At 48.0% G+C, this 24,139-nt stretch carries 24 protein-coding genes; 14 read left to right on the plus strand and 10 right to left on the minus strand.

The genetic code is table 11. The features are described from left to right. Positions 1-56 precede the first annotated feature (56 nt). The 3 genes from PGRAT_RS34035 (at position 57) to PGRAT_RS13685 (ending at position 2,596) form a co-directional block, all read left to right on the plus strand. Positions 57-836 carry a hypothetical protein gene (locus tag PGRAT_RS34035; RefSeq protein ID WP_025704156.1) on the plus strand — a complete coding sequence of 260 codons (780 nt, stop codon included), beginning with the start codon at positions 57-59 and terminating at the stop codon, positions 834-836. 293 nt (positions 837-1,129) lie between these two features. Next, a complete protein-coding gene (locus tag PGRAT_RS13680) occupies positions 1,130-1,864 on the plus strand; it encodes a helix-turn-helix domain-containing protein (protein WP_025704155.1) in 735 nt (244 codons plus the stop codon). A 90-nt stretch (positions 1,865-1,954) separates the two neighbouring features. After that, complete coding sequence (locus tag PGRAT_RS13685) at positions 1,955-2,596, plus strand: hypothetical protein (protein WP_238326754.1); 642 nt, start codon at positions 1,955-1,957, stop codon at positions 2,594-2,596. 55 nt (positions 2,597-2,651) lie between these two features. On the opposite strand, the gene PGRAT_RS13690 is transcribed toward PGRAT_RS13685, so the two are convergent. After that, positions 2,652-3,029, minus strand: coding sequence for a PilZ domain-containing protein (locus PGRAT_RS13690; protein ID WP_025704153.1), 378 nt, complete (start codon positions 3,027-3,029; stop codon positions 2,652-2,654). A gap of 183 nt (positions 3,030-3,212) precedes the next feature. Between PGRAT_RS13690 and PGRAT_RS13695 the strand changes: the two genes are divergently transcribed. The 3 genes from PGRAT_RS13695 to gdhA all read left to right on the plus strand — a co-directional run bounded on the left by PGRAT_RS13695 (position 3,213) and on the right by gdhA (position 8,052). Then, positions 3,213-5,198, plus strand: coding sequence for an AraC family transcriptional regulator (locus PGRAT_RS13695; protein ID WP_025704152.1), 1,986 nt, complete (start codon positions 3,213-3,215; stop codon positions 5,196-5,198). A 205-nt stretch (positions 5,199-5,403) separates the two neighbouring features. Next, on the plus strand, positions 5,404-6,318 hold the full coding sequence (locus PGRAT_RS13700; protein ID WP_025704151.1) for a class I SAM-dependent methyltransferase: 915 nt from the start codon (positions 5,404-5,406) through the stop codon (positions 6,316-6,318). A gap of 360 nt (positions 6,319-6,678) precedes the next feature. Further along, the gene (gene gdhA, locus PGRAT_RS13705) at positions 6,679-8,052 is read left to right on the plus strand and encodes an NADP-specific glutamate dehydrogenase (RefSeq protein ID WP_025704150.1); all 1,374 of its coding nucleotides are present in this window, start codon (positions 6,679-6,681) and stop codon (positions 8,050-8,052) included. 139 nt (positions 8,053-8,191) lie between these two features. Here gdhA and PGRAT_RS13710 read toward each other — a convergent pair whose 3' ends face one another. Beyond that, positions 8,192-9,175: a diaminopimelate dehydrogenase gene (locus tag PGRAT_RS13710; protein ID WP_025704149.1), complete on the minus strand. Its 984-nt coding sequence runs from the start codon at positions 9,173-9,175 to the stop codon at positions 8,192-8,194. A 448-nt stretch (positions 9,176-9,623) separates the two neighbouring features. Between PGRAT_RS13710 and PGRAT_RS13720 the strand changes: the two genes are divergently transcribed. Continuing rightward, positions 9,624-10,772 carry an alpha/beta hydrolase gene (locus PGRAT_RS13720; RefSeq protein ID WP_025704147.1) on the plus strand — a complete coding sequence of 383 codons (1,149 nt, stop codon included), beginning with the start codon at positions 9,624-9,626 and terminating at the stop codon, positions 10,770-10,772. A gap of 316 nt (positions 10,773-11,088) precedes the next feature. Beyond that, positions 11,089-11,805, plus strand: coding sequence for a sensor domain-containing protein (locus PGRAT_RS13725; protein WP_025704146.1), 717 nt, complete (start codon positions 11,089-11,091; stop codon positions 11,803-11,805). Between the two features lie 147 nt (positions 11,806-11,952). Here PGRAT_RS13725 and PGRAT_RS13730 read toward each other — a convergent pair whose 3' ends face one another. The 6 genes from PGRAT_RS13730 to PGRAT_RS13755 all read right to left on the minus strand — a co-directional run bounded on the left by PGRAT_RS13730 (position 11,953) and on the right by PGRAT_RS13755 (position 17,886). Next, a complete protein-coding gene (locus PGRAT_RS13730) occupies positions 11,953-12,708 on the minus strand; it encodes a (2Fe-2S)-binding protein (protein ID WP_025706850.1) in 756 nt (251 codons plus the stop codon). Between the two features lie 13 nt (positions 12,709-12,721). After that, positions 12,722-13,681 (minus strand): ABC transporter substrate-binding protein, encoded by a 960-nt coding sequence (locus tag PGRAT_RS13735; RefSeq protein WP_025706851.1) that lies wholly within the window; start codon positions 13,679-13,681, stop codon positions 12,722-12,724. 120 nt (positions 13,682-13,801) lie between these two features. Further along, on the minus strand, positions 13,802-15,448 hold the full coding sequence (locus tag PGRAT_RS13740; protein WP_025706852.1) for an AraC family transcriptional regulator: 1,647 nt from the start codon (positions 15,446-15,448) through the stop codon (positions 13,802-13,804). 273 nt (positions 15,449-15,721) lie between these two features. Next, the gene (locus PGRAT_RS13745) at positions 15,722-16,612 is read right to left on the minus strand and encodes a sulfurtransferase (protein ID WP_025706853.1); all 891 of its coding nucleotides are present in this window, start codon (positions 16,610-16,612) and stop codon (positions 15,722-15,724) included. An 84-nt stretch (positions 16,613-16,696) separates the two neighbouring features. Then, positions 16,697-17,398 carry a zf-HC2 domain-containing protein gene (locus PGRAT_RS13750; RefSeq protein WP_025706854.1) on the minus strand — a complete coding sequence of 234 codons (702 nt, stop codon included), beginning with the start codon at positions 17,396-17,398 and terminating at the stop codon, positions 16,697-16,699. Further along, positions 17,395-17,886 (minus strand): RNA polymerase sigma factor, encoded by a 492-nt coding sequence (locus tag PGRAT_RS13755; protein ID WP_025706855.1) that lies wholly within the window; start codon positions 17,884-17,886, stop codon positions 17,395-17,397. Before PGRAT_RS13755 ends, PGRAT_RS13750 begins: the two co-directional genes overlap by 4 nt. Before the next feature lie 123 nt (positions 17,887-18,009). Between PGRAT_RS13755 and PGRAT_RS13760 the strand changes: the two genes are divergently transcribed. Further along, the gene (locus PGRAT_RS13760) at positions 18,010-18,978 is read left to right on the plus strand and encodes a phosphotransferase (RefSeq protein ID WP_337588168.1); all 969 of its coding nucleotides are present in this window, start codon (positions 18,010-18,012) and stop codon (positions 18,976-18,978) included. A gap of 197 nt (positions 18,979-19,175) precedes the next feature. Here PGRAT_RS13760 and PGRAT_RS13765 read toward each other — a convergent pair whose 3' ends face one another. Next, on the minus strand, positions 19,176-19,565 hold the full coding sequence (locus PGRAT_RS13765) for a hypothetical protein (protein ID WP_025706857.1): 390 nt from the start codon (positions 19,563-19,565) through the stop codon (positions 19,176-19,178). A gap of 267 nt (positions 19,566-19,832) precedes the next feature. Here PGRAT_RS13765 and PGRAT_RS13770 point away from each other — a divergent pair, with 267 nt between their 5' ends. From PGRAT_RS13770 to PGRAT_RS13790, 5 genes are read left to right on the plus strand one after another with little or no spacing between them, the layout of a single operon-like run. After that, positions 19,833-20,804, plus strand: coding sequence for an ABC transporter ATP-binding protein (locus PGRAT_RS13770; protein WP_025706858.1), 972 nt, complete (start codon positions 19,833-19,835; stop codon positions 20,802-20,804). After that, positions 20,797-21,540, plus strand: a complete 744-nt coding sequence (locus PGRAT_RS13775) for an ABC transporter permease (RefSeq protein WP_025706859.1) — start codon at positions 20,797-20,799, stop codon at positions 21,538-21,540. The genes PGRAT_RS13770 and PGRAT_RS13775 overlap by 8 nt, the downstream gene beginning before the upstream one ends. Beyond that, a complete protein-coding gene (locus PGRAT_RS13780; protein WP_025706860.1) occupies positions 21,540-21,914 on the plus strand; it encodes a GntR family transcriptional regulator in 375 nt (124 codons plus the stop codon). The genes PGRAT_RS13775 and PGRAT_RS13780 overlap by 1 nt, the downstream gene beginning before the upstream one ends. A 13-nt stretch (positions 21,915-21,927) precedes the next feature. Next, on the plus strand, positions 21,928-22,629 hold the full coding sequence (locus PGRAT_RS13785) for an ABC transporter ATP-binding protein (protein WP_025706861.1): 702 nt from the start codon (positions 21,928-21,930) through the stop codon (positions 22,627-22,629). After that, a complete protein-coding gene (locus PGRAT_RS13790; RefSeq protein ID WP_025706862.1) occupies positions 22,623-23,357 on the plus strand; it encodes a hypothetical protein in 735 nt (244 codons plus the stop codon). Before PGRAT_RS13785 ends, PGRAT_RS13790 begins: the two co-directional genes overlap by 7 nt. A 76-nt stretch (positions 23,358-23,433) precedes the next feature. Here PGRAT_RS13790 and PGRAT_RS13795 read toward each other — a convergent pair whose 3' ends face one another. Continuing rightward, the gene (locus tag PGRAT_RS13795; RefSeq protein ID WP_025706863.1) at positions 23,434-23,814 is read right to left on the minus strand and encodes a PilZ domain-containing protein; all 381 of its coding nucleotides are present in this window, start codon (positions 23,812-23,814) and stop codon (positions 23,434-23,436) included. Positions 23,815-24,139: the final 325 nt, after the last annotated feature.

The following is a 24,139-nucleotide window of genomic DNA, read 5'->3' on the forward strand; positions in this document are numbered from 1 at the left end:
ACTAGAAAGCCTATTATTGCGAATGTGTTGGCTGCGGCGAAAAAGGGGAAAGGGATATGAATGGAGAACTTCATCAGCTGTTATTGATTACAGCATTGGGCAATGGAAATCTGATTAGTGGAGCGGATGCATCCAATAGTGAACTGGAGCGTACGGGTTTTTTAGATGTATGCTTCATTCCGGAAGGAGGGGGGCAGAGCTGGAACTGGGCGGAGTGGCTTGCAGAGCTGAAAACCAATGGCTGCCAGCGTCTGATGTTAAACGGTACGGCTTCAGCAGCTGGTTGGGAGAGCAGTGGATTTAGCGGCAGTGTAGCACCGGGTGGAGTCACCTCACTGGGAGCCTGCGGGGAGTCCCTGTGGAAGGCTGAATGGCGTGTGGATCAGTATCGCTCGCGTACGAAATGGAAAGTTACCTATACCGAACAGAAGATTATTGGCGGACAAAAGGGTTCCCGCGAGTTCCTTCCTTTGGCTGATTTATCAGCGCATTTGGAAGAAGTGCTGTGTGCGATTTGGGATTTAGCCGATGGGATTGGGGAGAGCTTTTGGACGAACAATTTTTTTAAGCCTGCCAGGGACATTCTGAATGAACAAGCTCCCGCGGCTCAAATGCCGTTCCATTTACCGGCAGTCTACAAGGATCAGGCGCGCACTCTGCTGAACGCAGTCTACAAAGCATGGGTATTCGGAGGCATGGGCTCCTGGAATGACAGTCCGCCGTACTCCGCCTATGTGCATGGACGGGAGCAGGAATTTAACATACTTTCCGCCCGATTGTATGAAACACTGGTACAATGCGCCCGGGGTTCGGTAAACTCCGTGGTGCTGCTATGAGTTCATGAACGGAGTAGCAGGAAAAATAGTCTAAAAGTAATGCTTAATAGATTTCCGGGATGTATAGAACATATTTCATGGACTTAATGACCTGATTTGCAGCTGAATCATTCCTGGTTGAAGACTAAATGAGTCTGGAAAAGAAGCCGAATGTGCCAAAAGTCGTATGTTCAACGTTATTTATATAATTAAGCAATATTCATAAGATTCAATTTTCCCATTAGTTGATCCGATAAGTATATAAAATCCGCCAGAATCTGGATCAGTTTTAATGGAAGGAGAAATACAAAGCAATGATTACAACCATCGATACATCTAGCCGACTTGATAAAGAAGTCTACTTGTTATCGAATATGCAGCAATCTAACCGAAAAAACGCTCCGAATCAACTTTTAATTGAAGTTTTTCAGGACTGTATATTCAATATTAAGGATCATCTTTCAGGTACATTTTTATTTCTTCTTACCGATGAGGAGGGCGTTCTTCTTGCGATGGATTATAGCCGTAATCTGGAAGCCATTGTAAGCCGGTCCCCAATTCGTTTGGGAATGTATTTTTCAGAAAATAGTTGTGGTGTTAATGCGATATCAGAGGCCATTGCGAAGGGCTGTCCCGTATATTTACCGCCTGAAGACCACGAAAGCCCTTTTTTTCACAATTGGCATTGTTTTTCGGTTCCGTTAAATGTCGGGAATGCAACGTTAGGATACCTTGATGTTTCAACGATTAATGCGGATATGAAAAGCGAACTGATAGCGATCGCCAAGCTGATTCCGGCAGATATGATGATCAGCTACCAGGTCCAACTCGCTAACCAGGCTGCCGGACAGCTTCCCAAGCCGCTGAGTGAGCGGCAATTAAAAGTTCTTGAACTGATTTCTCAAGGACTGACAGGAAAAGCGATTGCCTCCAAATTAAAAATAAAAGAGTGCACAGTGAACCACCATAAAAAAATCATTTTTGAAAAATTAGGGGTTCAATCCAGCTCGGAAGCCGTTTCAGTCGCAACCCGCATGTTTATATTGTAGCTTCCCTATAGTTTTATATAGGTGGAAATGATAACATTACATGTTAAACTTTTCTGGTGTCCACAAAGAGAGAATCATCAGGAGGGTATTATGAAGAAGAAAATTGGTTTATTATCAATGGCCATGCTGTTAATGTTGGTGTTGGTTACAGCATGCGGAGGGAAAGACAAAGAAGTCAGCTTGGGTGTGACTGAAAGTGGTTCTTATACGAATGACTATTTCGGTTTGTCCCTTAAGTTCCCCAAAGAATGGGGGTATCAGAACGCCGACCAAATGATGAAGCTTATGGAGGCAGGACAGGAAGTGGTTGCCGGAGACAATAAAGCCAAGAGTAAAATGCTTGATCTGGCGAAGACCAAAACCCTTAACCTGCTGATGGCTTCGGAATTTCCATTAGATTCAGGTAAAACCAGTCCTTCCGTGATCGCTGTTGCCGAGAAGGTAAGCATGCTCCAAGGCATTAAGAACGGAAAGGACTATCTGGAATCCTCGAAAAAGCTGATGGTAGACAGCAAGCTTCCGTATAAATTCGAAGATATCAAGACAGTTAAAGTCGGTGGTAAAGATATGGACCTGATGAAAGCTTCGATCGATGCTGGAGCCGGAGTAGTCAACCAAGAATATTACAGCACGATTATTGACGGATATGCGTTCAACCTTATTCTTACTTATATTGATGAGAAGTCGAAGGCTGAAACCGATAAGATTGTGGAGTCTGTATCGTTCAAATAAGAACTGAAAAAAAGGAGTATTCCCATTGAGGAATGCTCCTTTTTTTTGCTGATGTTCAACGAACCAGTATCTTTCCTTCCCCGGCTAGCCTGCGCAGTACACTTGGAAGACGATCACGGTCCTCTTCAGGAATATCCATTTGAATTCCGTAATGAAAAGTGGCATCCTGCTCTCTGTTCCATTTCAACGTTCCTTCTATGTACATAGACTCTGCGGAAAGGACCATCTCCATGCCAACACGTACCAGGTTAATTTCAGGATTAACATTCAGAGGAAACGCCAAATGGCATCCCGAACGGCTAATGTCATACAGTACGGCATTGACGGGTTTAGGAGGAACCGGAATTCCGTTAATAGTAAGGATATGAAGATCAACGGGGGCAGGTTCTTTAAGGGTATAGCGAAAAGGTTCGGTTCTGCGGTTATTGTTCATATGCTCCTCCATACTTTTCCATGTGTATTCTAAATTTATCGACAGAAAAGAGTGATTAATGAAGAGCTGAAAAAGCCTGGAACAATGATGTTCCAGACCTTTTTAATCCAAATGAATTACTCTTGTAAATGAGAACAATTATCAATTATACTTTGAGTAATAACTGATAAACGGAGTGCTGAGATGAATTTGAACGATCATATAAAGCTATGGAATCATGCATCGATTAAAGTGCTGGATATCCGCAGCAATAGACTGGAGCCGGGAACAGAATTTCGGCGCTACCCGCTGCCGGCCAGCGCTTTTGTATATGCATATCAGGGACATGCCTGTGTGCAGATGGATGATAATCGGCTCACGTTGAGAAGGAACCGGATTATGCATGGAGGCCGTGGTGCCGTTCTTCATATTAAGGCAGAGGAATCATTTGAATATTTTCTTGTTTTGTACAAGGCGGTTCTGCTGCTGCCCCCGTCCAGCAAGCTGCTGCTGCAGCTTGAACAGGATGATCCGTTTAAGTGCCAATATAGCTTCGATCCGCTCTATCCTTTGCCGCTGCTGAGCAGGCTGGAGCAAATGTATGAGGACTGGATGACATTTGATCCGCTGCATTCTTTGCATGCAAGGACGCTGTTTCTTCAATTCATTCATGAGCTGTTATGGCAGATGCAGCGTCAAGGAATTGCACCGGTCCAGCCTGATTTGCTGGCCCAGGTGCTTCGTTACATGCAGGAGCACTATATGGAACCGGTTGCGCTGGAATCTTTGGCTGAGCTGTTTGACTGCAGTATCAGTTATTTAAGCAAGCTGTTCAAGAGCCGGATAAATGAAAGTCCGATTAAGGTATTAACGCAAATTCGTATGGAGGCTGCCGCGAATTATTTACGGCACAGTAATTTTTCCCTGCAGGAGCTGGCTGAGCGGGTAGGGTATACTGATGCACATACCTTCAGCCGGAATTTTAAAAAGCATTACGGTCTGCCTCCGGCACAATTTAAGTTGCAGTTTAGGGGAGAAGGGCCTGTACCAAAATTGCCTGTTTTTCATCCGAAATCTGCCCTTGCCGCGGATAATTCCCAGTGCTATAGTATCAAAAGTAATGAGAATTATTATCATTTACGCAAAAGAGGGGGATTACCAGTGAGAAGTGGAACGAAGCCGGCGTCGATTGCCACTGCGGTGTTAATGTTATGTTTTACATTGTTGATCAGTGCTTGCTCCAATACGCCGAATCCGGCAAACCGTGTTGCAGATGGCAATAACACACAAGCAGTGAGTACAATCAATCCGGAAGCAGGCGCAGCTAAAGAAAGCTCCAACACAGGGAATGCGCATGCAGCCACCAAAGCCTATGTGGACAGTAAGGGAGAGGTAACGATTCCGATGAATCCAAAGCGGATTATTGATCTGACAGGAAGTGCGATTGGTAATTTGCTTGTGCTGGATGTCAAACCGATTGCTGCAGCCGATGATTCATTAAAAAATCCGTTCCATGAAGGACGCCTGGATAATATCATCAATATTGGCACAGAGCCGAATGCTGAAGCCATTCTGGAGCTGGACCCGGATCTGATCATTGCTTTTGACTATATCGAAGAGTCTCAATATGAGCAGCTGGCGCAAATCGCTCCAGTGGTCAGACTTAAGTATGGGGCGGGCAATCCGCAGGATTTATTATTGGAATTTGGAAAAATCACTGGCAAGGAAGAGGCAGCACAGCGGTGGATTGAAGAGTGGAATGCCCAAATTGCCGAGGTTAAGCCCCAAATCACCAAGGTGGTCGGCGATAAAACCGTATCGATTCTGCAGCCTTATGCAAAAGGCATCTATGCCTGGGGAGACAAGGGCGGAAGAGGCGGAGAGATTCTCTATGGGGATCTTGGGCTTAAGGCCCCAGATATTATCCAGAAGACACTGATTGACGGCGAGGGATTCGGCGGGAATTTATCGCTTGAATTGCTGCCTGAGTATGCAGGAGATTACATCTTCACAAGCAACTGGGGATGGGATGACGGGGATGCAAATGTCGTCTATGGAAGCAGCATATGGAAATCGCTCCCGGCGGTAAAAAATAATCAGGTCTACTTCATTGATGAGAAGGGTTCCTATTATAATGATCCGATTTCATTGGAGGCCCAGCTCAAGTTCATAATAGAGAGTTTTCTATAGATATCCGGCCTCCAAAACTACTGTAAAAGTGGTGCTGGGGGCTTTTTTGATATTGACATAATGAAGACATAAAAAAACGCCTACATTGTGGCGAAAGTGTGAAACTTATAATTTTATAGCTATTATTATACCATAAAATAACAAAAAAATCAAGTATTGTTTCCCGGGCAGGCTGGATGGTACAACAGAAAGGAGGTGAAGAATAGTGAAAAAAGAAAGTTTAACTGCACTCGTCAGCGCATTCTCCAGAGCGTATCACGCGGAGCATAATCTGATCAAAGTTTTTGATGATTCACTTGCCAGACAACTGTTAACCGATGAGGAATACGAGAGTATTGCCAGCAACATGTCACAGGGGATTGCGTTCTTCCAGCCGGGATTTGAGGGCACACAGGAGCAGGCGCTGCGCAGAGTCGTTGACCACCAGCTGTCTCCGTCACCACTTGGCAGGGCTGCATTTGCCGAACAGGCCCTTGAGGTGGCCGCTTTGCACGGTGCAAGCCAGTATCTGATATTTGCCGCAGGGTATGATACCTTCGCTTACCGGCAGCCGGAGTGGGCTTCGAAGCTGCAAATTTTTGAGCTGGATCATCCTGCCACAGCTGAGGACAAACGCAGACGCGTATCGGCTCTGAACTGCAATAAGCCGTCCAATCTGCACTATGTTTCAGTAGACTTCAGTGAACCGGACTGGACGAGCCGGATGCTGGACTGCCATGCCTTTGACCCAAGTGTAATCAGCTTCAGCAGCTTGCTGGGCATCACCTACTATTTGCCCAAGGATGTGTTTAAGGAATTCTTGTCAGCCGTAACGAAGCTGCTCCCAAGCGGCAGCAGTATTGTCTTTGATTATCCCGATGAGCATACATTCACTGCGCATGCAGGGGAACGCACGCAGAAGCAGGTGATGATGGCCGCACGGGCAGGTGAGCCGATGCAGGCCAGCTATTCCTATGAGGAGCTGGAACACATGCTGGAAGACGTCAACTTGTTGATCTATCAGCATTTGACACCAGCGGAAATTACCGGCCAGCTGTTTCAAGCCTACAATGATAGCCAACCTGCCCACCCAATCACGGCATTCGATAATGTGAATTATTGCCTGGCGGTTAAACGGTAGATTTACACAGGCGAAACGGCATTCCGCTTTTGTTCCGTTCCTGGGCGGAATAAACCCGTTTCCGCCCGTTTTTTATACTGCACAACAAGAAAGCCTGCGTTGAGACGCGGGCCTTTTTACATTTAATCATCACCTTGGGCAGCAGCGCAAGTTAGAGTCTTCCTCATGAGACTCCAGACTCTTTCTTTACATCGGGTGTGAGTTTTATAGAATTATTTAATTGCCCGTTAAAAAATAATTGATTGGCAAAATCATGTAAGGTTCTATAATATTTTCTTTAAAATTCTTATTAAATTTTTCTGAATATTTGTGAATAATATGATTAGCATATCAAAACTTAGTTAAAGGAAGTGTTAAGAAGTGTCAATTGCTATTACAGAATCATCGGCATCGGCAGCTGAATATGTACAAGGGATTTATGATCAGGTGATCACCCGTGATCCTCATGAACGGGAATTCCATCAAGCTGTCAAAGAAATCCTGGATACACTCGTTCCCGTATTGGCCAGGCATTCCCGTTATAGGGAGCATGGTATTCTTGAACGTCTGGTCGAGCCGGAACGCAGCGTAACCTTTCGCGTGCCATGGGTGGATGATTCCGGCAGCATACAGGTCAACCGGGGGTTTCGCATTCAGTTCAACAGCGCCATTGGTCCCTACAAAGGCGGCATCCGTTTCCATCCTTCGGTATATTCCGGTATTATTAAATTTCTGGGTTTTGAGCAGATCTTCAAAAATGCACTCACCGGCTTGTCCATCGGCGGCGGCAAAGGCGGCTCGGATTTCGATCCCAAAGGTAAATCGGATCAGGAAATTATGCACTTTACCCAAAGCTTCATGACAGAGCTTTACCGGCATATCGGCCCGGATACAGATATTCCTGCTGGCGATATCGGTGTCGGTGCACGCGAGATCGGATACATGTTTGGACAATACAAACGTATCCGTGGAGGGCATGAATCGGGTGTGCTTACCGGAAAAGGTCTCCAGTACGGCGGAAGTTTGGCACGGAAAGAGGCTACGGGCTACGGCTGCGTCTACTTCGTTCAAGAGATGCTGGCGGCGAAAGGTCTTGAATTCCGGGACAGCCGGGTTGTTGTATCCGGTTCAGGCAACGTGTCCATATATGCCATCGAGAAAGCACAGCAAATGGGAGCGGTCGTTGTGGCCTGCAGCGATTCGGGCGGATATATTCATGACCCGCTGGGCATTAATCTGGAAACGGTAAAAAGACTGAAGGAAACCCAGCAGCTCCGAATCAGCGAATACGTCAAAATACACCCTCATGCGGAATATTTTGAAGGCTGCGCCGGTATCTGGAACCTCCCCTGCGATATCGCACTTCCGTGCGCAACTCAGAACGAGCTGGACGAAGACGCTGCCCGGAAACTGATAAATAATGGAGTCAAGGCAATCGGTGAAGGAGCTAACATGCCGTCTACACTCCAAGCCATCCAGCTGTTCCTTGACAACGCTGTGTTGTTTGCGCCCGCTAAGGCTGCTAACGCCGGAGGAGTGGCTGTTTCCGCGCTGGAGATGAGCCAAAACAGCATGCGAATTGCCTGGACGTTTGAAGAGGTTGACGAGAAGCTCCGGCACATCATGAAAAATATATACCGCAGTGCAGTAGCGGCCGCAGAAGAATATGAGGTTCCCGGCAACCTCCTCGCGGGTGCGAATATTGCCGGATTCCTGCGGGTCGCCGATGCCATGCTGGCTCAGGGAATCGTCTAATCCTTGACGGGTACATAGCCATTAACAAAATTATGACCCGCAGGAGTATCACTTCTATTCAATCGAAGTGGCTCTCCTGCGGGTCAATTGTTGTTCATATGACTATTAAAAGCTGGCGGTACCTGCTTCTACCAAAAGCTTACAGCAGCTCGCGGCGAAGCTCTTCCGCCGATTTGGGCGATAAATGCCCGAGCGGAATATCAAATACTGTCTTAGCTCCCCGCTGACCTTCCTGGCTTAAACGGAATGCCGCTCTAGCGTAGGCAACCAGAACGCTGGCCGTAAACTCAGGATTGCTCTCCAGCTTCAGACCGAATTCAGCGATTTGTTTGCTTCCATTGCCGGATACGCCGCTGCGGATCACAAACCCGCCATGCGGCATACCGGAATGCTCAGCGTTAAGCTGTTCTTGGGTGATGAAGGTTACCGTCGTATCATAGTCGGCAAAGTAATTCGGCATGTTCACAATAGTTTCCCGGATTTGTTCCCGGTCGGCGTTTTCCTGCGCTACTACAAAACATTCTCTGCGGTGTTTCTCGCGGGTTTCCAGCTTCGGAGTCTCTCCGGCCCGGATGCCGTCAATTACTGCTTGTACCGGCACGGTGTATTGAACGCCCGCCTGAACACCCGGCACGCGGCGGATCGCATCGGAGTGGCCTTGGCTGACACCGGGCCCCCAAAAAGTATATTCCTGTCCTTCGGGCAGCACAGCTTCCATCAGCAGCCGGTTCATGGAGAACAGGCCTGGGTCCCAGCCTGTTGAGATCACACTTAAGCGTCCTCCGGCAAGAGCCGCCTGATGAACCGATTGGAAAAATTCCGGAATTTTGGCATGCGTATCGAAGCTGTCCACCGTATTGAACATTGCTGCCAGCTGCGGAGTCTGTTCCGGCAGGTCGGTTGCTGAACCGCCACACAGGATCATTACGTCAATACGGCCTATGTATTGATCTGCCGCAGAAATATGCTCAAAGTGAACGCCAGGGGGAGTTTCCAGCTGCTGCGGGTCTCTGCGCGTGAATATCGCGACAAGTTCCATGTCCGGATTTTGTGCAATCGCCTGGTGTACTCCTTTGCCCAAATTGCCATACCCTGAAATGCCTACTTTAATTATTGTGTTCAAAATGATCCTCCTTCGCCGGAGCTAATCTCCGGAATGTAATAAGTCACTGTCTTAAATTATAAGTATATAGACATTACACGAAATGTAAACAATGTCAGGCATACCTGTTCTTTAAAGACCGTCACATTGCTGCAATTAGATATACAATAGGCAAATGCAATCGTTTGCGCTAAAATAAGAGATATGAAATTGTTTTGCGAGAAGTCATCCAGGATGAAGAGGAAGAGAAGCTATGGACACAACGCCTGAAACCATCAGCAGGAAACTGGCAGTATTCCAGGAGAGGGGAGATCGAACAATCAGGGCGAAGGAATATCAGTTTCATCGATGCGGAAGTGTTGCGGGAGGTATGCAAAACCTCTTGAATAAGGGACAAGGCGCGGATACAGTGAATTTGAAGGCTCTGTTATTGATGAAAGCGTTTAAACTATTTAGAGGAGGCGATTAGATGATCAAGAATTGGATTTACAAGTGCAGTTGCTGGGGACTTATAGCATTATTAATGATAGCGCTCACAGGTTGTATGAAAGAACAGGAGCCAACCGCTGTTCAGCCTTCGCCAACCCTGGAGGGAAGTGCTGCTCCTGATGAAACCAAAGGTACAGTGAGCATAGAGAAGCTCGGGGAACGGAGAATCTTTGTTTACCTGCCGCCTGGTTATGAAACCGGCCAAGACCGTTATCCTGTAGTGTATATGAACGACGGGCGGAGTGTGTTTAATACCGGCACCAGTTCTTTTAATAAAGAGTGGCTGGTTGACAAGAAGGTTGACCAGCTTGTTAAAGACGGCAAGCTGGAGAAGGTCATTGTAATTGCAGTCGATGCAGGCGAAGACTCAGACCGTGGGAAAGAGTATGTCCCTTTCCCTAATGATTCTATTCCTACGGATGGGACCGGGGCGGAGAAATTTACCCGGTATTTTATTGAAACCGTCATTCCCTTTGCGGATTCAACATACAGAACGATTCCAGACAGGGACCACCGGATGATCATGGGATCGTCATTTGGCGGAGTGCAGGCGTTCTGGATGGGCTATCACCATCCCGAGACTTTCTCTGTGATCGGTGCGCTGTCCGCCTCCACATGGGTAGCTAACGGACAAGCTTATGAAGATTGGGCGCAAGAAACCGGAAAGCCGGATGTGAAGATTTGGCTGGACATGGGAGCTAAGGAAAAAATGGTAATCGATCCACTGGTAGATTTACTTTTGTCGAAGGGATTTAAATATGGGCAGGATTTATTTTTTCAGATGGATCCTATTGGTGAGCATAATGAGATTTCCTGGTCCAGACGAGTACATAATCCACTGATCATGTTCGCCGGGAAAGCACCCGGTCAAGCGGTTAAGCTGGAAGTAAGCGACTATTTGTCAATTTCAGGGATGGGAGAATCTTATCTCCGCCTCAATCCGGTAGCAACCATGGACAATGGAATGGATTATTCTGTCTCCTCCGAAGCCTCATACAAGGTGCTGAATACCGAGGCTGGACAGGTGGAGCCCTCAGGGAAAGTGACCTTTTTGAAACAGGAAGACTTGCGTGTTGAAGTTACATATCAAGGGCTGACCCAGTTGTATGATATAAAAAAAGATCGTTAGCAGTAAAATAGGATAGTGTGACTTTTTAAATAAAACATAGGAATTTACAAGAGTCATTGGATTGATTAGTCCCGCAAAAGTTCGCTTATAGGCCACCTTAGGGTGGCTTTTTTTTGGAACAAATATCTGAATCTCTGTATTGAAGGTTTACAACGTGAAGCATCTGCATTGAACTGTACAGTATATTAGAGGTGTATTATCCGTCAGTCTATTCCTAGCCTTTGGTCTGGTATGGTTCCAGTCGGAAGACTGTTTTGAACCTTCTCTTTACCACGTATAATGATGATTAAGTGAAAAACGTGAGAGGAAGGACAATATGAACAATAAAGTGTATACTATGCCGGTTGGAGCGCAGGAATCTCTGCAGATTCCAGCACAATCACCATCTAAACCTCGCAGAGGTGGAACAAATCCCAAGGTATTCCGGAGCATTATGTATTTTATAATATCTTTGCCGCTAACGATTGTGTATTTCGTATTTATGGTGACAGGGCTGGCGTTGTCCATTGGGTTAACACCTGTTTTCATCGGAATCCCCTTATTTTTTGCAGTAGCTAAGGGAATCGATTACATCGTAAAATTTGAGCAAGAGCTGGTAAGATCGTTGCTGGATATTCCTGGACCAAGTGAAGAACACCAATCGAATATGCAGGTGGAGGGAGCGGGCTTCCTGCAACGAATGAAGTTAGGCTTTCATGCCGGGAAGTTTGCACGTAACATTATGCTGATAATAGCCCGGTTCGTATCCAGCATTGTTTTCTTTTCAATTACGATAACTGTGGTAGCGGCTGCACTTGGTCTGATTACACTGCCTGTGCTCCATCAGATTTTTCTGCAAACTATGGATTTGAATATTCTGGAGAATAGTGTGTTTGCCTTGTTCCAAATCGACTGGACATTATCTCAGCAATATATTTCTTATGTCGTAGCAGGATTTGTAGTTGCCTTGATCGCAAATTGGGTAATTCGCAAGCTTATGGATATACAGCGTAGAATGCTGTTCGTATCCTACGATGAAGGACAGCAGTATTAAATTTAATGAAACGTATTCAGCGTGGAATAGAAGTCACAGGGGAAAGGTTAGTGGAGTGGCGGCGGGGGAAGATTTTACTCTTCCCCCGCCGCCACCGGATTCTCCTCATAACTAATCCAGCACCCTTATGAATTCGTTGTTCTCCGTTTACTCCGCCGGCAGTATAGGACAGCTACTGCAGTATCCATGATCCGCTCTGAGCTGATAGGCCAGACAGCAGGTCGCCTTAATAGATATAGTGTTGTGTGGAGGGTTGCGGTCCGTTCTGAATTTGGGCATGTTGCGGAACGGATTAGCGGGAAGTCCGAATACCTCCGGTTCGAGTTCCCAGGTCATAGCTTTGAATTGCTCGATGATAAGGTTGCGGGTGCTGTCACCTGCTGCGTTCCGGGCTTCCTCTTCCATATAGGTATATAGCTGATTATAAATCTGCTTCCATAGCATCACTGCTTTGGTCTGTGCGGCTTTGGCAAGAGCAAGAATAATCGGTCTAACATCGTTTTTATAGAACAAACCAAGCTCATCTAATAATACATTCCCGGGATCATGTTTGTGGCAGAGGCCGTCCCGATTTTCATGGACATGGAAAGAGAATACGGGGAACCCCTCAGTGCGGATGAGATGTACAGACATGTTGCTCAGGCACAAGGCATGAGCCATCGGGTGTGCAGCCGTGAGCAGTGCATATTTTGCCCCGCAAATTCCGGCGTACCAGCTGCAAAAGATGGCGGCTGCTAAACGCTTGTCATCTGTTCCGAGCATGGAAGCATAAGTTTTGAGCAAATGCTCAGCATTTGCAGGCAGGCTTAATTCGGTAAGCGAAAAAGTAACCACTGCATTCTCTGCAGCCTCCGAATAGATGAAAAAACGTTCTCCCAATTGCATTTTTTCGGTTTCGCACATCCTTAAATCCCCTTTATTCCAAGTTACCCTCAAAGGCCTGGAGGACCGAATCCATCGCATAGCGGTTCGCCAGCGGAGACATTCCCACGTTAAACCAATCCTTGCCCGCCATCGTATATACCTGATTCTTCTTGACTGCATTCATGTTCTTCCACAGAGGACTATCCAGCATATCTTCATAGGTTTGCTTAACCTCAGCATTGTCCTCATTATTCAGCTGAATAATGAGGTGGTCGGGATTATACTCGGGCAATTTTTCAAGTGATATGGTTAATGACGGATCTTTGGGGAAGTTCGGAATCATCTCCAGCCCAAGCGTGGTATGAATAAACTTTCCGCGATCGATCTGATCCCCGTATAGGATGAGGCTGTTAGGCATAACCATCATATATAACACGGTCTCGTTGCCAACCAGATCATCAAGCTTCTGCTTGGCTTCAACTTCCTGGGCTTCCAGATCTTGAATGACCTTCTCTGCAATGTCTTTTTTGCCCAGGACCTCGCCTATATCCTTCAGTTCATCACGCCAGTCATCGCGTTGTGGCAGCAGAACCGTCGGTGCGATCCCGGATAACTGATCATAGTCCTTGTCAGACCACCAGACGGGAGCAAGGATAAGATCTGGCTCAGAGGCCAATATCATTTCAAAATTCGGGGTTTCTGCAATGCCCATTTTAAGAGTATCCTTGAGCGGTTCTCGCAGATAGGTTGGTAGATCCGTATGATAGTTCTGTACTGCTATAGGTGTAACGCCCAATGCTTGCAGAAACTCCGGATAGACTACGGAGAGTCCGATGACTTTGGTTGGATTGGCAGGGATCTTAATCTCGCCTTTTTCACTTTTTACTACACGAATGTCCGCTTCAGCTGTGGCGGCAATCTTGGCCTGTCCACTGTTATTTGAGCAAGCTGCCATTACCAATACCAGCACAATAGCCATACAGAACGCCATTCCTGTTCTTATCTGTATCATTTATTATGTAACCTCCTGATTTTCGATACCTTAAATCTCACTTGCGAGTGAGAATCAATATCACTGTTAGGAGTATAAAACAATCTTTCAGATCCGACTATTGACAATCTCGCCAATATTTTATGTTCGATTACGCCAAAGAGACAACGCCAAGTCGAGAATCAGCTCCTGAGTGAACGATGTATACTCTGTCCATGGGAAGGGAGGGAGATGTTCAATACGCGAATATCCGGCGGGGTCAGGATGCTTCCACGACTCCTTGTCCCGGAGCTCAGACCAAACGGCCTGCGAGTGGACATCCTCATCCACAATCAACAGAAGCCTGTCCGCATCCGCAGACCCCAGCTCTTCCAGCGTCAATGTCTGATGGCTAAGCTTGCGGTTAACAACGGACGCCGGGAGCAGATGCAGATCATCGTAGAGCACTTCACCTAAGCTTCGATTAGACAACACGGTAATCTTTTGACCGGATATTCGGGCAATAAGAAGCTTGTCCTTGGCGAGTTCATGATCTAAGTCCGCACGGACAGCCTCTGCTTTGCGCTCATATTTGTCTAACCATGCTGCCGTTTCCTTTGTCTTGTTGAGGCATTTTCCGATGAATCTTAATTGCGTCCGCCAATCCATCCGGAGCCAGGACACGAGATAAGTGGGTGCAAGCTCTTGAAGCTGCTGTTGTATGTCCGGACTTAGCGATTGCTCCAGCCCCAGAATAATATCAGGATGGAGGAGGGCGAGCTGCTGTATTCTGGTGTCGTCATCCTGGGCAAGAGGAAGCACCGCACCAGGCTCATATTTACGGCGGTAATATTCAGTCCAAGGATGGTCAGCCGGAGCTGCGCAGGGAATAATATTCAGAGTAAGCAGTGCCCCAATCAGGCTGCCGTGGTAAGCAACAATTTTCAGCTTGGCATTTCGCATGAATGTTGCCGGAGCAACACCGGTAATTTGCTTGAATTTGCGCCGGAAATAGGGGATGTCCTTATAACCGACGTAAGCGGCGATATCCTTTAATTCATAATTCGTGTGCGGCAGCATAAGGCTCCTTGCTTGTCTGATCCGGTATTCGGTCAGGTATTCAATCGCGCTGATACCGTATTTCTGCTTGAACAGTCTGATGAAATGCCTTTCGCTGGTACCTGCCTCGCCTGCCAGCACACGGATGGAGAGCTCTTCGCGGTAGTGTTGCTCTATATATGTCTTGACCCGCTCCATCACAGCGTCTGTATCGCTCAGCTGCAACTGGCCGACATCGCTCAGCAGACTATACAGCAGCTCATAGAATCCGCTCTGGGCATGCAGCCGCTGCAAGGGGTTTATGTCTCTCATGAAAGCGGAGATGGCCTCACAGTGTTTGCTGTAAGTAATAGTTGATGCAATCGCTGCTTCTCCTTGCATGGGGAAGGGGATATGAAGCTCCGGTGAGCTTGTCAGTTCCTGATCTTCAGACAGATCACGCCGACCAAATACATCAAACCGAAGAATGTATAACCTCTGGTCTCCTGAACCCTCTAGACGGGCTTCGATCAACTGCCCCGGCAGGCAAACAAAAACAAATCCCGCTCTGAGTTCAGCATATTTTCCATCTACCGTTATCCAACCCCGGCCAAATATTGGAATCAGGAGCAAATGCGATTCAAGAAATTGCAGCCGAAGTGACCACTCTCCCTTGGGATTGTTGTTCTGTGTGATGCTTCGAAGCCTGAACCACATTTGGTCAATCTGTCCGAATGTTCCCGCAGGCGGTATGCCATCCTTACTGATCATTCATCGCCACCACCTTCTGATATGCAGCAACACGCAAATACTTGCATCTGAGGCCGCGGTCCACTGGGAGAAGGTATCCTTTTCCCGGTTGAAGCCAACGATTCTCTGAGCAGAATACCTGCTGTTTACCGATGAGAGATTCATGCTGTACACTACTTTCCATTCCAATTCACTTGACTAGAGATACCTCTTGGCACTCTGTACGAGTACGAACCATGCATTGCCATAACTCCAGCACAAAGATCCCGCGTCGGACGCGGGATCTTCATGTTACTATTCCCCAGTCGCCACCGGATTCTCCTCATAACTAATCCAGTCGCTCCAGCTCCCCGCATACAGCCGTACATTCTTGAACCCGGCCTTCTCCAGCGCCAGCACATTCGGGCAGGCGGTTACCCCGGAACCGCAGTAGACGATAATCCCGGCATCCTTGTCCAGTTCTGCGAAGTGCTCGGCAAGCTGCTCGGCGCTCTTGAAGCTGCCGTCGGCGTTCTGCGTGTCTTTCCAGAAGTAGTTAAGTGCGCCGGGAATATGTCCGGCTTTCTTATCCAAGGTCTCATTCTTGCCGTGATAGCGGTCATTGGCACGGGAATCAATCAGGATGGGAAGAGCAGAGGCGGCATCTGAAACGGAAACGTGAGTTCCGGCGTGAGTCCCGCCATTCACCGTTTGCTCCGACACCTGACGAACCTGATCGACATCTGCCAGCATCTGCGGCTGTACCTTTGGCTCAAAAGTGCTCGGCACCCGTACCGGCTGATGATCCGTAACCGGGAATTTCTCAGCTTTCCAGGCGCTGAAGCCGCCTTCCAGAATGAATACCTGCTCATGCCCCAGGTAGCGCAGCAGCCACCAGAGCCGGGCGGCATTCATTCCGCTCTCGTCATCATAAGCGACAATACGGGAATGATTCCCGATTCCAAGCTTCGCCAGGCGGGCAGCAAGCACTTGGGGTTCAGGCAGCGGGTGACGTCCGCCGTGTTCTCCCACCGGGCTTGACAAATCATGCTCCAGATCAAGATAAACGGCACCAGGGATATGCTCCTGTTCATAGCTCTCTCTGCCAGCCTCAGGTTTACCCAGTGTAAACCGGCAATCCACAATCGTCTGCTCCGGCTCATAGAGCCTTGCCAGCAGCCAGCGTCTGGTTACGGTAGCGTCCATACGTATCCCTTCCTTTGCTTATATCAATATGAAGTTTATTATAGCGGAAAAATCGGAGGACCCTCAAGAAAAGCTCCAAATCTTCTAATCCCGGTCCATAAACTGGGCTTCAACGGCATCGGCAGCAGGCGGAAGCTGCATTCCTTGCTTCCAGATCAGAATGGGGTTGTCATCCTTGGGCCCGTAATAGATGGCTTTAATCTGAGTGGAAGGGTCAGTATGGTTGGCATTTAATTGATCGAGGTCGATCCATTCGTAACCATTGCCAAGTCCCAGCTCTACATCTGTTTTGGTCTTAAAGACAGGCCGCATCGGAGTGATGTAGAAGTTGCCGTCACCTTCCGATTTGCCACGGATCCGATTCACCCGGTATCCATCGGTCAGCTTGACATGATAAGCGATCTTCCCGTCCTTGAGCCGGCTTACATTGGTGATTTCAATAACACTGGAGGGGACTTCTGTAATATTCCAGCGGAATAAGCCGACATACCCTAGAACGATAACGCCGCATAGGGTTGTGGCAAGGAGCAGGCCTTTGGCAAATGCGGCAGCTCTGGAACGGTGCCAATAACCTTTGAAGCTTGCCAGCGCGGTGCTATCCTGCTTGTTCTTCTCGATGATCTCAAAAGGCAGGCTGCTGCTCTGCTGCAGCTTGTGCAGGGCGGCAGTACAATGCTCGCAGGCCGCTAAATGGGCCTCGATGGATTTTCTGGTATCTGCACTGCACACTTCATCGTAGTATAGCGGCAGCAAATCCCTGACGATTTCGCAGGACAGTTTGTTCATTGGTTTTCCTCCATTAATAGGTCTTGTATGATGTTTCTTGCGCGGTGAAATGTAACTCTGGCCCAGCTTTCCGTTCTGCCAAAGACCTCACTGATATGGTCAAAGGACAGCTCTCCGAATACCCTCAACGTAAAAACTTCCTTATAAGGCTCTTTCAGACCGTGCAGCAGCTTATGGACCCGCAGGGCTTCTGTTTTGTCAATCAGCTTTTGTTCCATCGAGAGGCTGTTTCCCCGGATTTTTTCCTGCGGGCTGCCCAGATCAAAGCGTTTTTGTTGGTCCATGTACTTGAAGTAGGTGTTTTTTGCGATTTGACACAGCCAGACACTGATTTTACAATTGCCTTTGAACTGGTCAATATTTTTCAATGCTTTTACAAACGTTTCTTGCGTAATCTCCTCGGCAATCTGTTGATCTCTGCTCAAAGACAACGCAAATAAGTATACATCCTGAAAATATTGCTTGTAGATTTGTTCTACATCGGCCACATGTTCACCACCTTACATATATAAGACCCGATTGCGGGAGATTCGTTACAAAAACAAATAAGAGAGGGGCATAAGCCTACGGATACTATTGTAAGCCAGGTTTGGCCGGAGTGGAATGGAACGCTGAGGAAGCGGAGGGGCGGCTGGAATAATACAACTTATTTTGTGGAAAATAGTACTCACCACGCTGTGCTGCGTATCTATGATACGCATAGGGATAGAAACAAAATCGAATTCGAGCATGCTGTGCTGCAAAAGCTGGGAAGCTTGCCCTTACCGTTTAAAATTCCAGTTCCTATCGGTACCCATACTGGAGAAACTTTGATCGAGCTCAAGGAAGCCGGCGGCAAATTCGCCTGCTTGTTCAAGTATATAGAAGGAGATTCGCCTGTTGAGGAGGAAACTGGCTATTTCGAATCCTTCGGAGAAGCCGCCGGGACCTTGTCCGTTGTGCTGGCAGACATAAATCCCGGACTTGTTCCGGTGTACCGGCCTTATTATGAGCTGCGCCAAGCATATCCGCTGTGCACCGGAGAAGTAATCCGGGACCTTTGTCTGAACCCGCCGTTACCTTTTACAGAACTTGCTCAGGAATTGGGGCTGCTCTGCAGGGCTTATGAAGATATCGCTGATTCTCTGGCCGGACTCCAGGAGCTTCCGCATCAGCTGGTACACGGAGATTTGAACGCATCAAATTTACTGCTGGAGACAAGTGATCACCGGCAAGTAGCTGCGCTGCTTGATTTTGAATTCTGCACCCGCGATGTGCGGGCCATGGAGCCTGCGGTTATTCTGTCCGGTCTGCTGGGCCAGGCGGAAGCAAAGAAAGCGGTCCGGGATTTCTGCCGGGGCTTCAGCCGCAGGGTCCGGCTCTCCGAAGCCGAAATCAAAGCGGTCCCGGTACTGATGCTGCTTAGGAAAGTTGATGTTTTCCTCCATTTTGTCACCCGTTACCTGGAGGGTACAGATGAAGCACATGTGCTGCAAGAGCAAGTGAGGCTGCTGTCTGAAGATGTAACTCGGCTGTCTGCACATACATCAATTATGCTGGAGATCCTGAGCGAGGAGCAAGAGCGAAATAGCCGGCGCTAATTCATGTTCAAGTAATCGCTTTCATCCAACCCTTCAGCCGGCAGTGAGAGCTCATCCGACCTGTCAACCTCTTCTGGTGTCCTTCGCTCCGTTCGCAAGCGTCCCCCCCAAGTTCTAACGCAAATCCTATTCAAGAAGAACAAGGGCTGACCCAATCAGCCAACTTATGGCTTTGGGTCAGCCCCCGGCAAGACCTTTTAAACGGTGGTGATTTCTTTCCAGTCGCCAAACGGGAAGGTCTGTTCAGGCACAGTAAAACCGTTAACGTCCCTGCCTGCAGCGTAAAGGGAGATATCACTTACAAACCCGGCTGCGGCGGGGGATGAAACGGTAATCGTGTAATTCGCTACAGTAGTAGGAATAACAAGAGTAACTACACCCCTCGCTGCTGCAATCGCAAACGTTGTTGTGAAATACAGCGTTTCAACCAATCCTTCGGGACCAGCATCAGAAATGCTGTAAGCATTGACTACGATGGGTTCCAATCTTGCTGCAGTCGTGTTTGTAATACGCAGCTGGACAAACGTAGAGATCAATGCGAGTGTCGGGTCGAGATTGGAAACTGCACCGATTGTATAGATAGCCATAATGGCACCTCCTTCTCTTTTGGATAAGATAGTATATGCAAATTTGATAGAGTGTATTGGATTACCGTCTTTATTTCATAGAAAAGGCAGTTCCCACGATAAAAGATGTCGTTCTGGAAGACAGTTTTGCACCGGGTTAGCGGGCGCAGGAAAATAGACTTTACAATATTTATGATCCAGTGTACTATTTAACTAACACACCAATACGATATAACACTCGTTCAACATTTTGACTGACCAATATTGATTTCAATCCAGGAGGGTGCTATGAATCAGAACGGATATCAACTAGAAGCTGCAGTTAACGGGAAGCCGCAGATCGTGCTGCAAATGCAAGGCGTAAGCAAGATCATCAAGGGGAAGGCCATTGTGAATGAACTGTCCTTTAATATTTGCAAGGGGGAAATTGTCGGGCTGCTGGGACCCAATGGAGCCGGGAAAACGACGACCATCCGCATGATGACCGGCTTAATTCGTATGTCGGAAGGAGATGTGCTTATTGGGGGACATAGTATCCGTAAAGACTTCAACAAGGCAATCGCTTCTATTGGTGCCATCATTGAGAATCCGGAGTTCTATCCACATATGACCGGCTATGACAACCTGAAGCAATACCAGCGGATGAGTGACGGAATTACGGATGCCAGGATGGATGAAGTTGTGCAGCTGGTTGGCCTGCAGGAGGCTATGGGCAAAAAGGTCAAAGCTTATTCTCTGGGGATGCGCCAGCGGCTTGGAATAGCCCAGGCGCTGCTGCATGCGCCCAAGCTGCTGATTCTGGATGAGCCTACAAACGGGCTGGATCCTGCGGGAATCCGGGAGATGCGTGATTATATGCGGAGAATCGCAGAGGTGGAAGGCATCTCCATCCTGATTTCCAGCCATATGCTTGCTGAGATTGAACAGATATGCCACCGTGCTGTAGTCATTCAGAACGGCAAGCTGATCGCCGTCACACCGCTCGGAGAAGAAGCGAAAGCCGGAGGAGCGATCCCTCTGGCGATCAGGGTAGGGAAGCTTGAAGCTGCGCTGGTTGTAATCCATAAGCAGGCTGAAGTGCAGATCATCCGCACGGATGAAGCTAACTCCGAAGTTCTTGTAAGCATGCCGGACGATCAAGTGCCTGAGCTCATAGCTGCACTCAGTGAGGCGGGAGTGAGAGTCTACCGCATTATGGATAATAAGCAAAGTCTGGAAGAAGAATTCCTGAAATGGACAGGGGGGAACCGCATTGCGTAAGTTTTTCGATCTGGTGCTGAATGAGTGGCTGAAAATGGCGAAGAAACGCAGCTTTTTTATCGCTTATGGGCTTCTGATTGTAATGCCGTTTGTAGTGGGATACATTGTGCATTCGGTTGCGGAGGATTTGTTTGCTTCCGGTCCGCAATTTGCGGCAGAAATGCTGCTGCCGGCAAGCATCGGCCAGGTGGTGAGTATTCTGGTCATCATCGGGACAGCGGGAATTGTCGCCAAGGAATACAGTCAGGGAACAATCAAATTCCTGCTGATCCGCGCCCGCAGCCGTACGGCCATTCTTGCCTCCAAATTTGTGACCGTCCTGCTGTACGGACTCAGCCTTACCGTGGTAACAGCAGCAGCGGTATATGCTTCCGGTATGCTGTGGTTTGGAAATGGCAGCGGCCTGGGAATTGGCGATGTGCTCACATCTTTGCTTTATAACAGCGTCTATATGGTTATGTACGCAACACTGGCTTTTATGATTGGGATATTGACGACTTCTACCGGAGTAACCATAGGGATTTCGATGTTTGCCCTAACGATCAGCAATCTGATCATCTTCCGCGATTTCTACAAATATGTATTGTTTCCCAACATGAACCTGGCTGCCTATGAAGGCGGCGGGGCACCGCTTCCGGGGATGACTTTGCCATTCTCTATCCTCATGCTGGCTGTATATTTCTTACTGTTTCTTCTGGCGGGATTTATGGTATTCAGACGAAGGGACGTTGCTTGATGACCATAGAATTTGACAATAATCAGCCGATTTACCTCCAGATCATGAATTATATGAAAGGGGAGATCGTGACGGGCAAGCTGAAGCCGGGCGACAAAATCCCCTCCGTACGTGAATTGGCCGCTGAACTGCAGATTAATCCGAATACGGTGCAAAGAACCTTTCAGGAACTGGAGCGTGAGACCATCGTGGAAACCCGGCGCGGGATGGGCAGATATGTAACCGGCAATGAACAGACGATTCTGACAATTAAAAAAGAGATGGCACAGGATGTGCTGGACCGTTTTATCCGCGGCATGCAGGAGCTGGGTTTTCAGAGTGAGGAAATCCTGGCGGCTGTGGCTGAGAATATTGAAATAAGAACGAAACCATAGGGGGATTATCACGGTGGACAGGATACTTCAGGTACAGGATGTAACCAAAAAATACGGCTCCAAGCATGCACTGCACGGGGTCACCTTCGGACTCGGTGCCGGTAAAATCGTCGGACTTCTCGGCAGCAACGGCAGTGGTAAAACTACGCTGATGAAACTGATTGCCGGTCTGGCCCAGCCGACCTCGGGGAAGATTTCGGTGCTGGGCGTACCGGTGGGGGAAGCGAGCAAGACATTGGTGTCATTTATGCCGGACCGCCCGCTAACCGAATCATGGATGAATGTGGGGGATGCCCTCAGATTCCAGCAGGATTTCTACCCTGACTTCGATCCTGGCAAAGCGAAACGGATGCTGGAATTCATGAAGCTTAGCGGGCGGGACAAAGTACGTACGTTATCCAAGGGGATGAGTGAACGCCTGCAGCTGACCATGGCACTCTCGCGCCGGGCCAAATTATATATTATGGATGAGCCTATCGGGGGAGTTGACCCCGTTGCCCGGACCAATATCCTTAACGCGCTGATGGAGTTCTATGAGGAAGACAGTACCATCCTGCTCTCCACGCATCTCGTGACCGACATCGAGAGGATTTTTGACGAAGTGATCTTTATTAAAGAAGGTGAGCTTGTGCTGCATAGTGAAGTGGAGGATCTGCGGCTTCAGCGCGGCAAAAGTGTCGATGAGCTGTTCAGAGAGGTGTATGCGGAATGCTGAAACTGATGAAATATGATTTGAGAAGCAGACGGGAGCGAATTCTTGCATTTTTTGTAATTATGCTTCTTGTCCAGGCAGGTATATGGATTTCTAACAGTTCATTGGGGGCCGGGTTGATTACGCTCCATATTATTACGTATGCCGGTTTCAGTTTTGCTCTGCTGCTCTTTGCTTTTTTCAGCTATTTCCGTTACTTAAAATCTTATGCCAGACGTCTGCTGCCGGTCCCCACGGTTAAGAGTGTGCTCTCACCGCTGCTGCTCTTCTGGGTTCTGCTGTTGTCTGTTGTGGCCATTGCTGCGGTTCATTTTGGCATTTATATTCTGGCGTATTCCACAGACGTTCTTCCGGTGAATTTCTGGCCGGTGGCATCATGGAGCGTGCTCAATCTTCTGTGGACTGCCGGATTTGAACTTGTTCTCCTGATGTTTGCCCTCACCCTGGCTATAAGCCTTCGGATAAAAGGCACCATTTGGATTGCCATTGCTGTATTTATGGTCGTGGAGAACGGACTATCCTTTATGGAGCGGCAGTTCTGGGGGAATTATATATCTGCCCTGGATAACGTGTTCCGCTTTGAGATTTTTGATCCCTCGACCGTTAGCAGCGGGGTGAAATTATTCGGTACACCAACTGAATTTCTCTGGCCGCTCCTCTTCGAAGCCGCTATTGGAGCCGTGCTGATTTATGTAATTACACTGCTGGTTCAAAAGAGAATTGAAAACTGACCCCGCTGCTGAAGCGCAGGACGGATGCATCGCCAAAAGACGTCCTCCTGGGAGGGCATCTATAATGACGGGCGGATTATAATCCTTGTGCTCGGCGCGTGTTCGTCCAGATCTCAAGCTCCCTAAGCAAGTGTTCTTCTTCGGCCTCCTGCAAATCCAGGCGGATTCCATACTGGAACTGGCCCAGTCCAAACATCCAGCCCCAGCGCACACTGCCTTCGAACTGCAGCTTGTCTTCCGCCAGCTGGAAATGAATTATCAGCTTCGTATCCCCGGCGGTAAAGCGGAGGTTCAGCGAAGTGCGCACCTTACAGCCTGAACGGCTAAGGTCAAGCAGTACGCCTTCTGTTAATTTTCCGGCGCCCGGACCGGAATTGCCCGCAGGCAGCTCAAGCCAGCATTCTATGGGCTGGTTCATCACATATCGGAATGGTTCTTTTCTACTGGAGTCGTCCATTTCTACCTCCGCTGTTTTTTTGCTATTATATCGAACTGCACTGATCAGGGCAATCTACTAAAGTGCTATTTTTAAAAAGAAAAGATTTAAATGGTTCACCGATTGCAAAAATGCAGTTAATATCTTCTGCAGAACAATACTGAATAATCTTGATAGACGACCGCAGATACTTGAACACACAAAAACCTTTCTCATAGGACTGGAGTACTAATCATCCAGATATGAAGAAAGGTTTTATTTTTTTCTGCTGTAGCTGTGACGGTAGGCATAACGGTAAAAATATGAAAATCACAAGTCAAGCCCATAGGGGGCAGCACAGGCAGAA

The organism is Paenibacillus graminis, assembly GCF_000758705.1.
Classification (GTDB): Bacteria; Bacillota; Bacilli; order Paenibacillales; family Paenibacillaceae; genus Paenibacillus_AQ; species Paenibacillus_AQ graminis.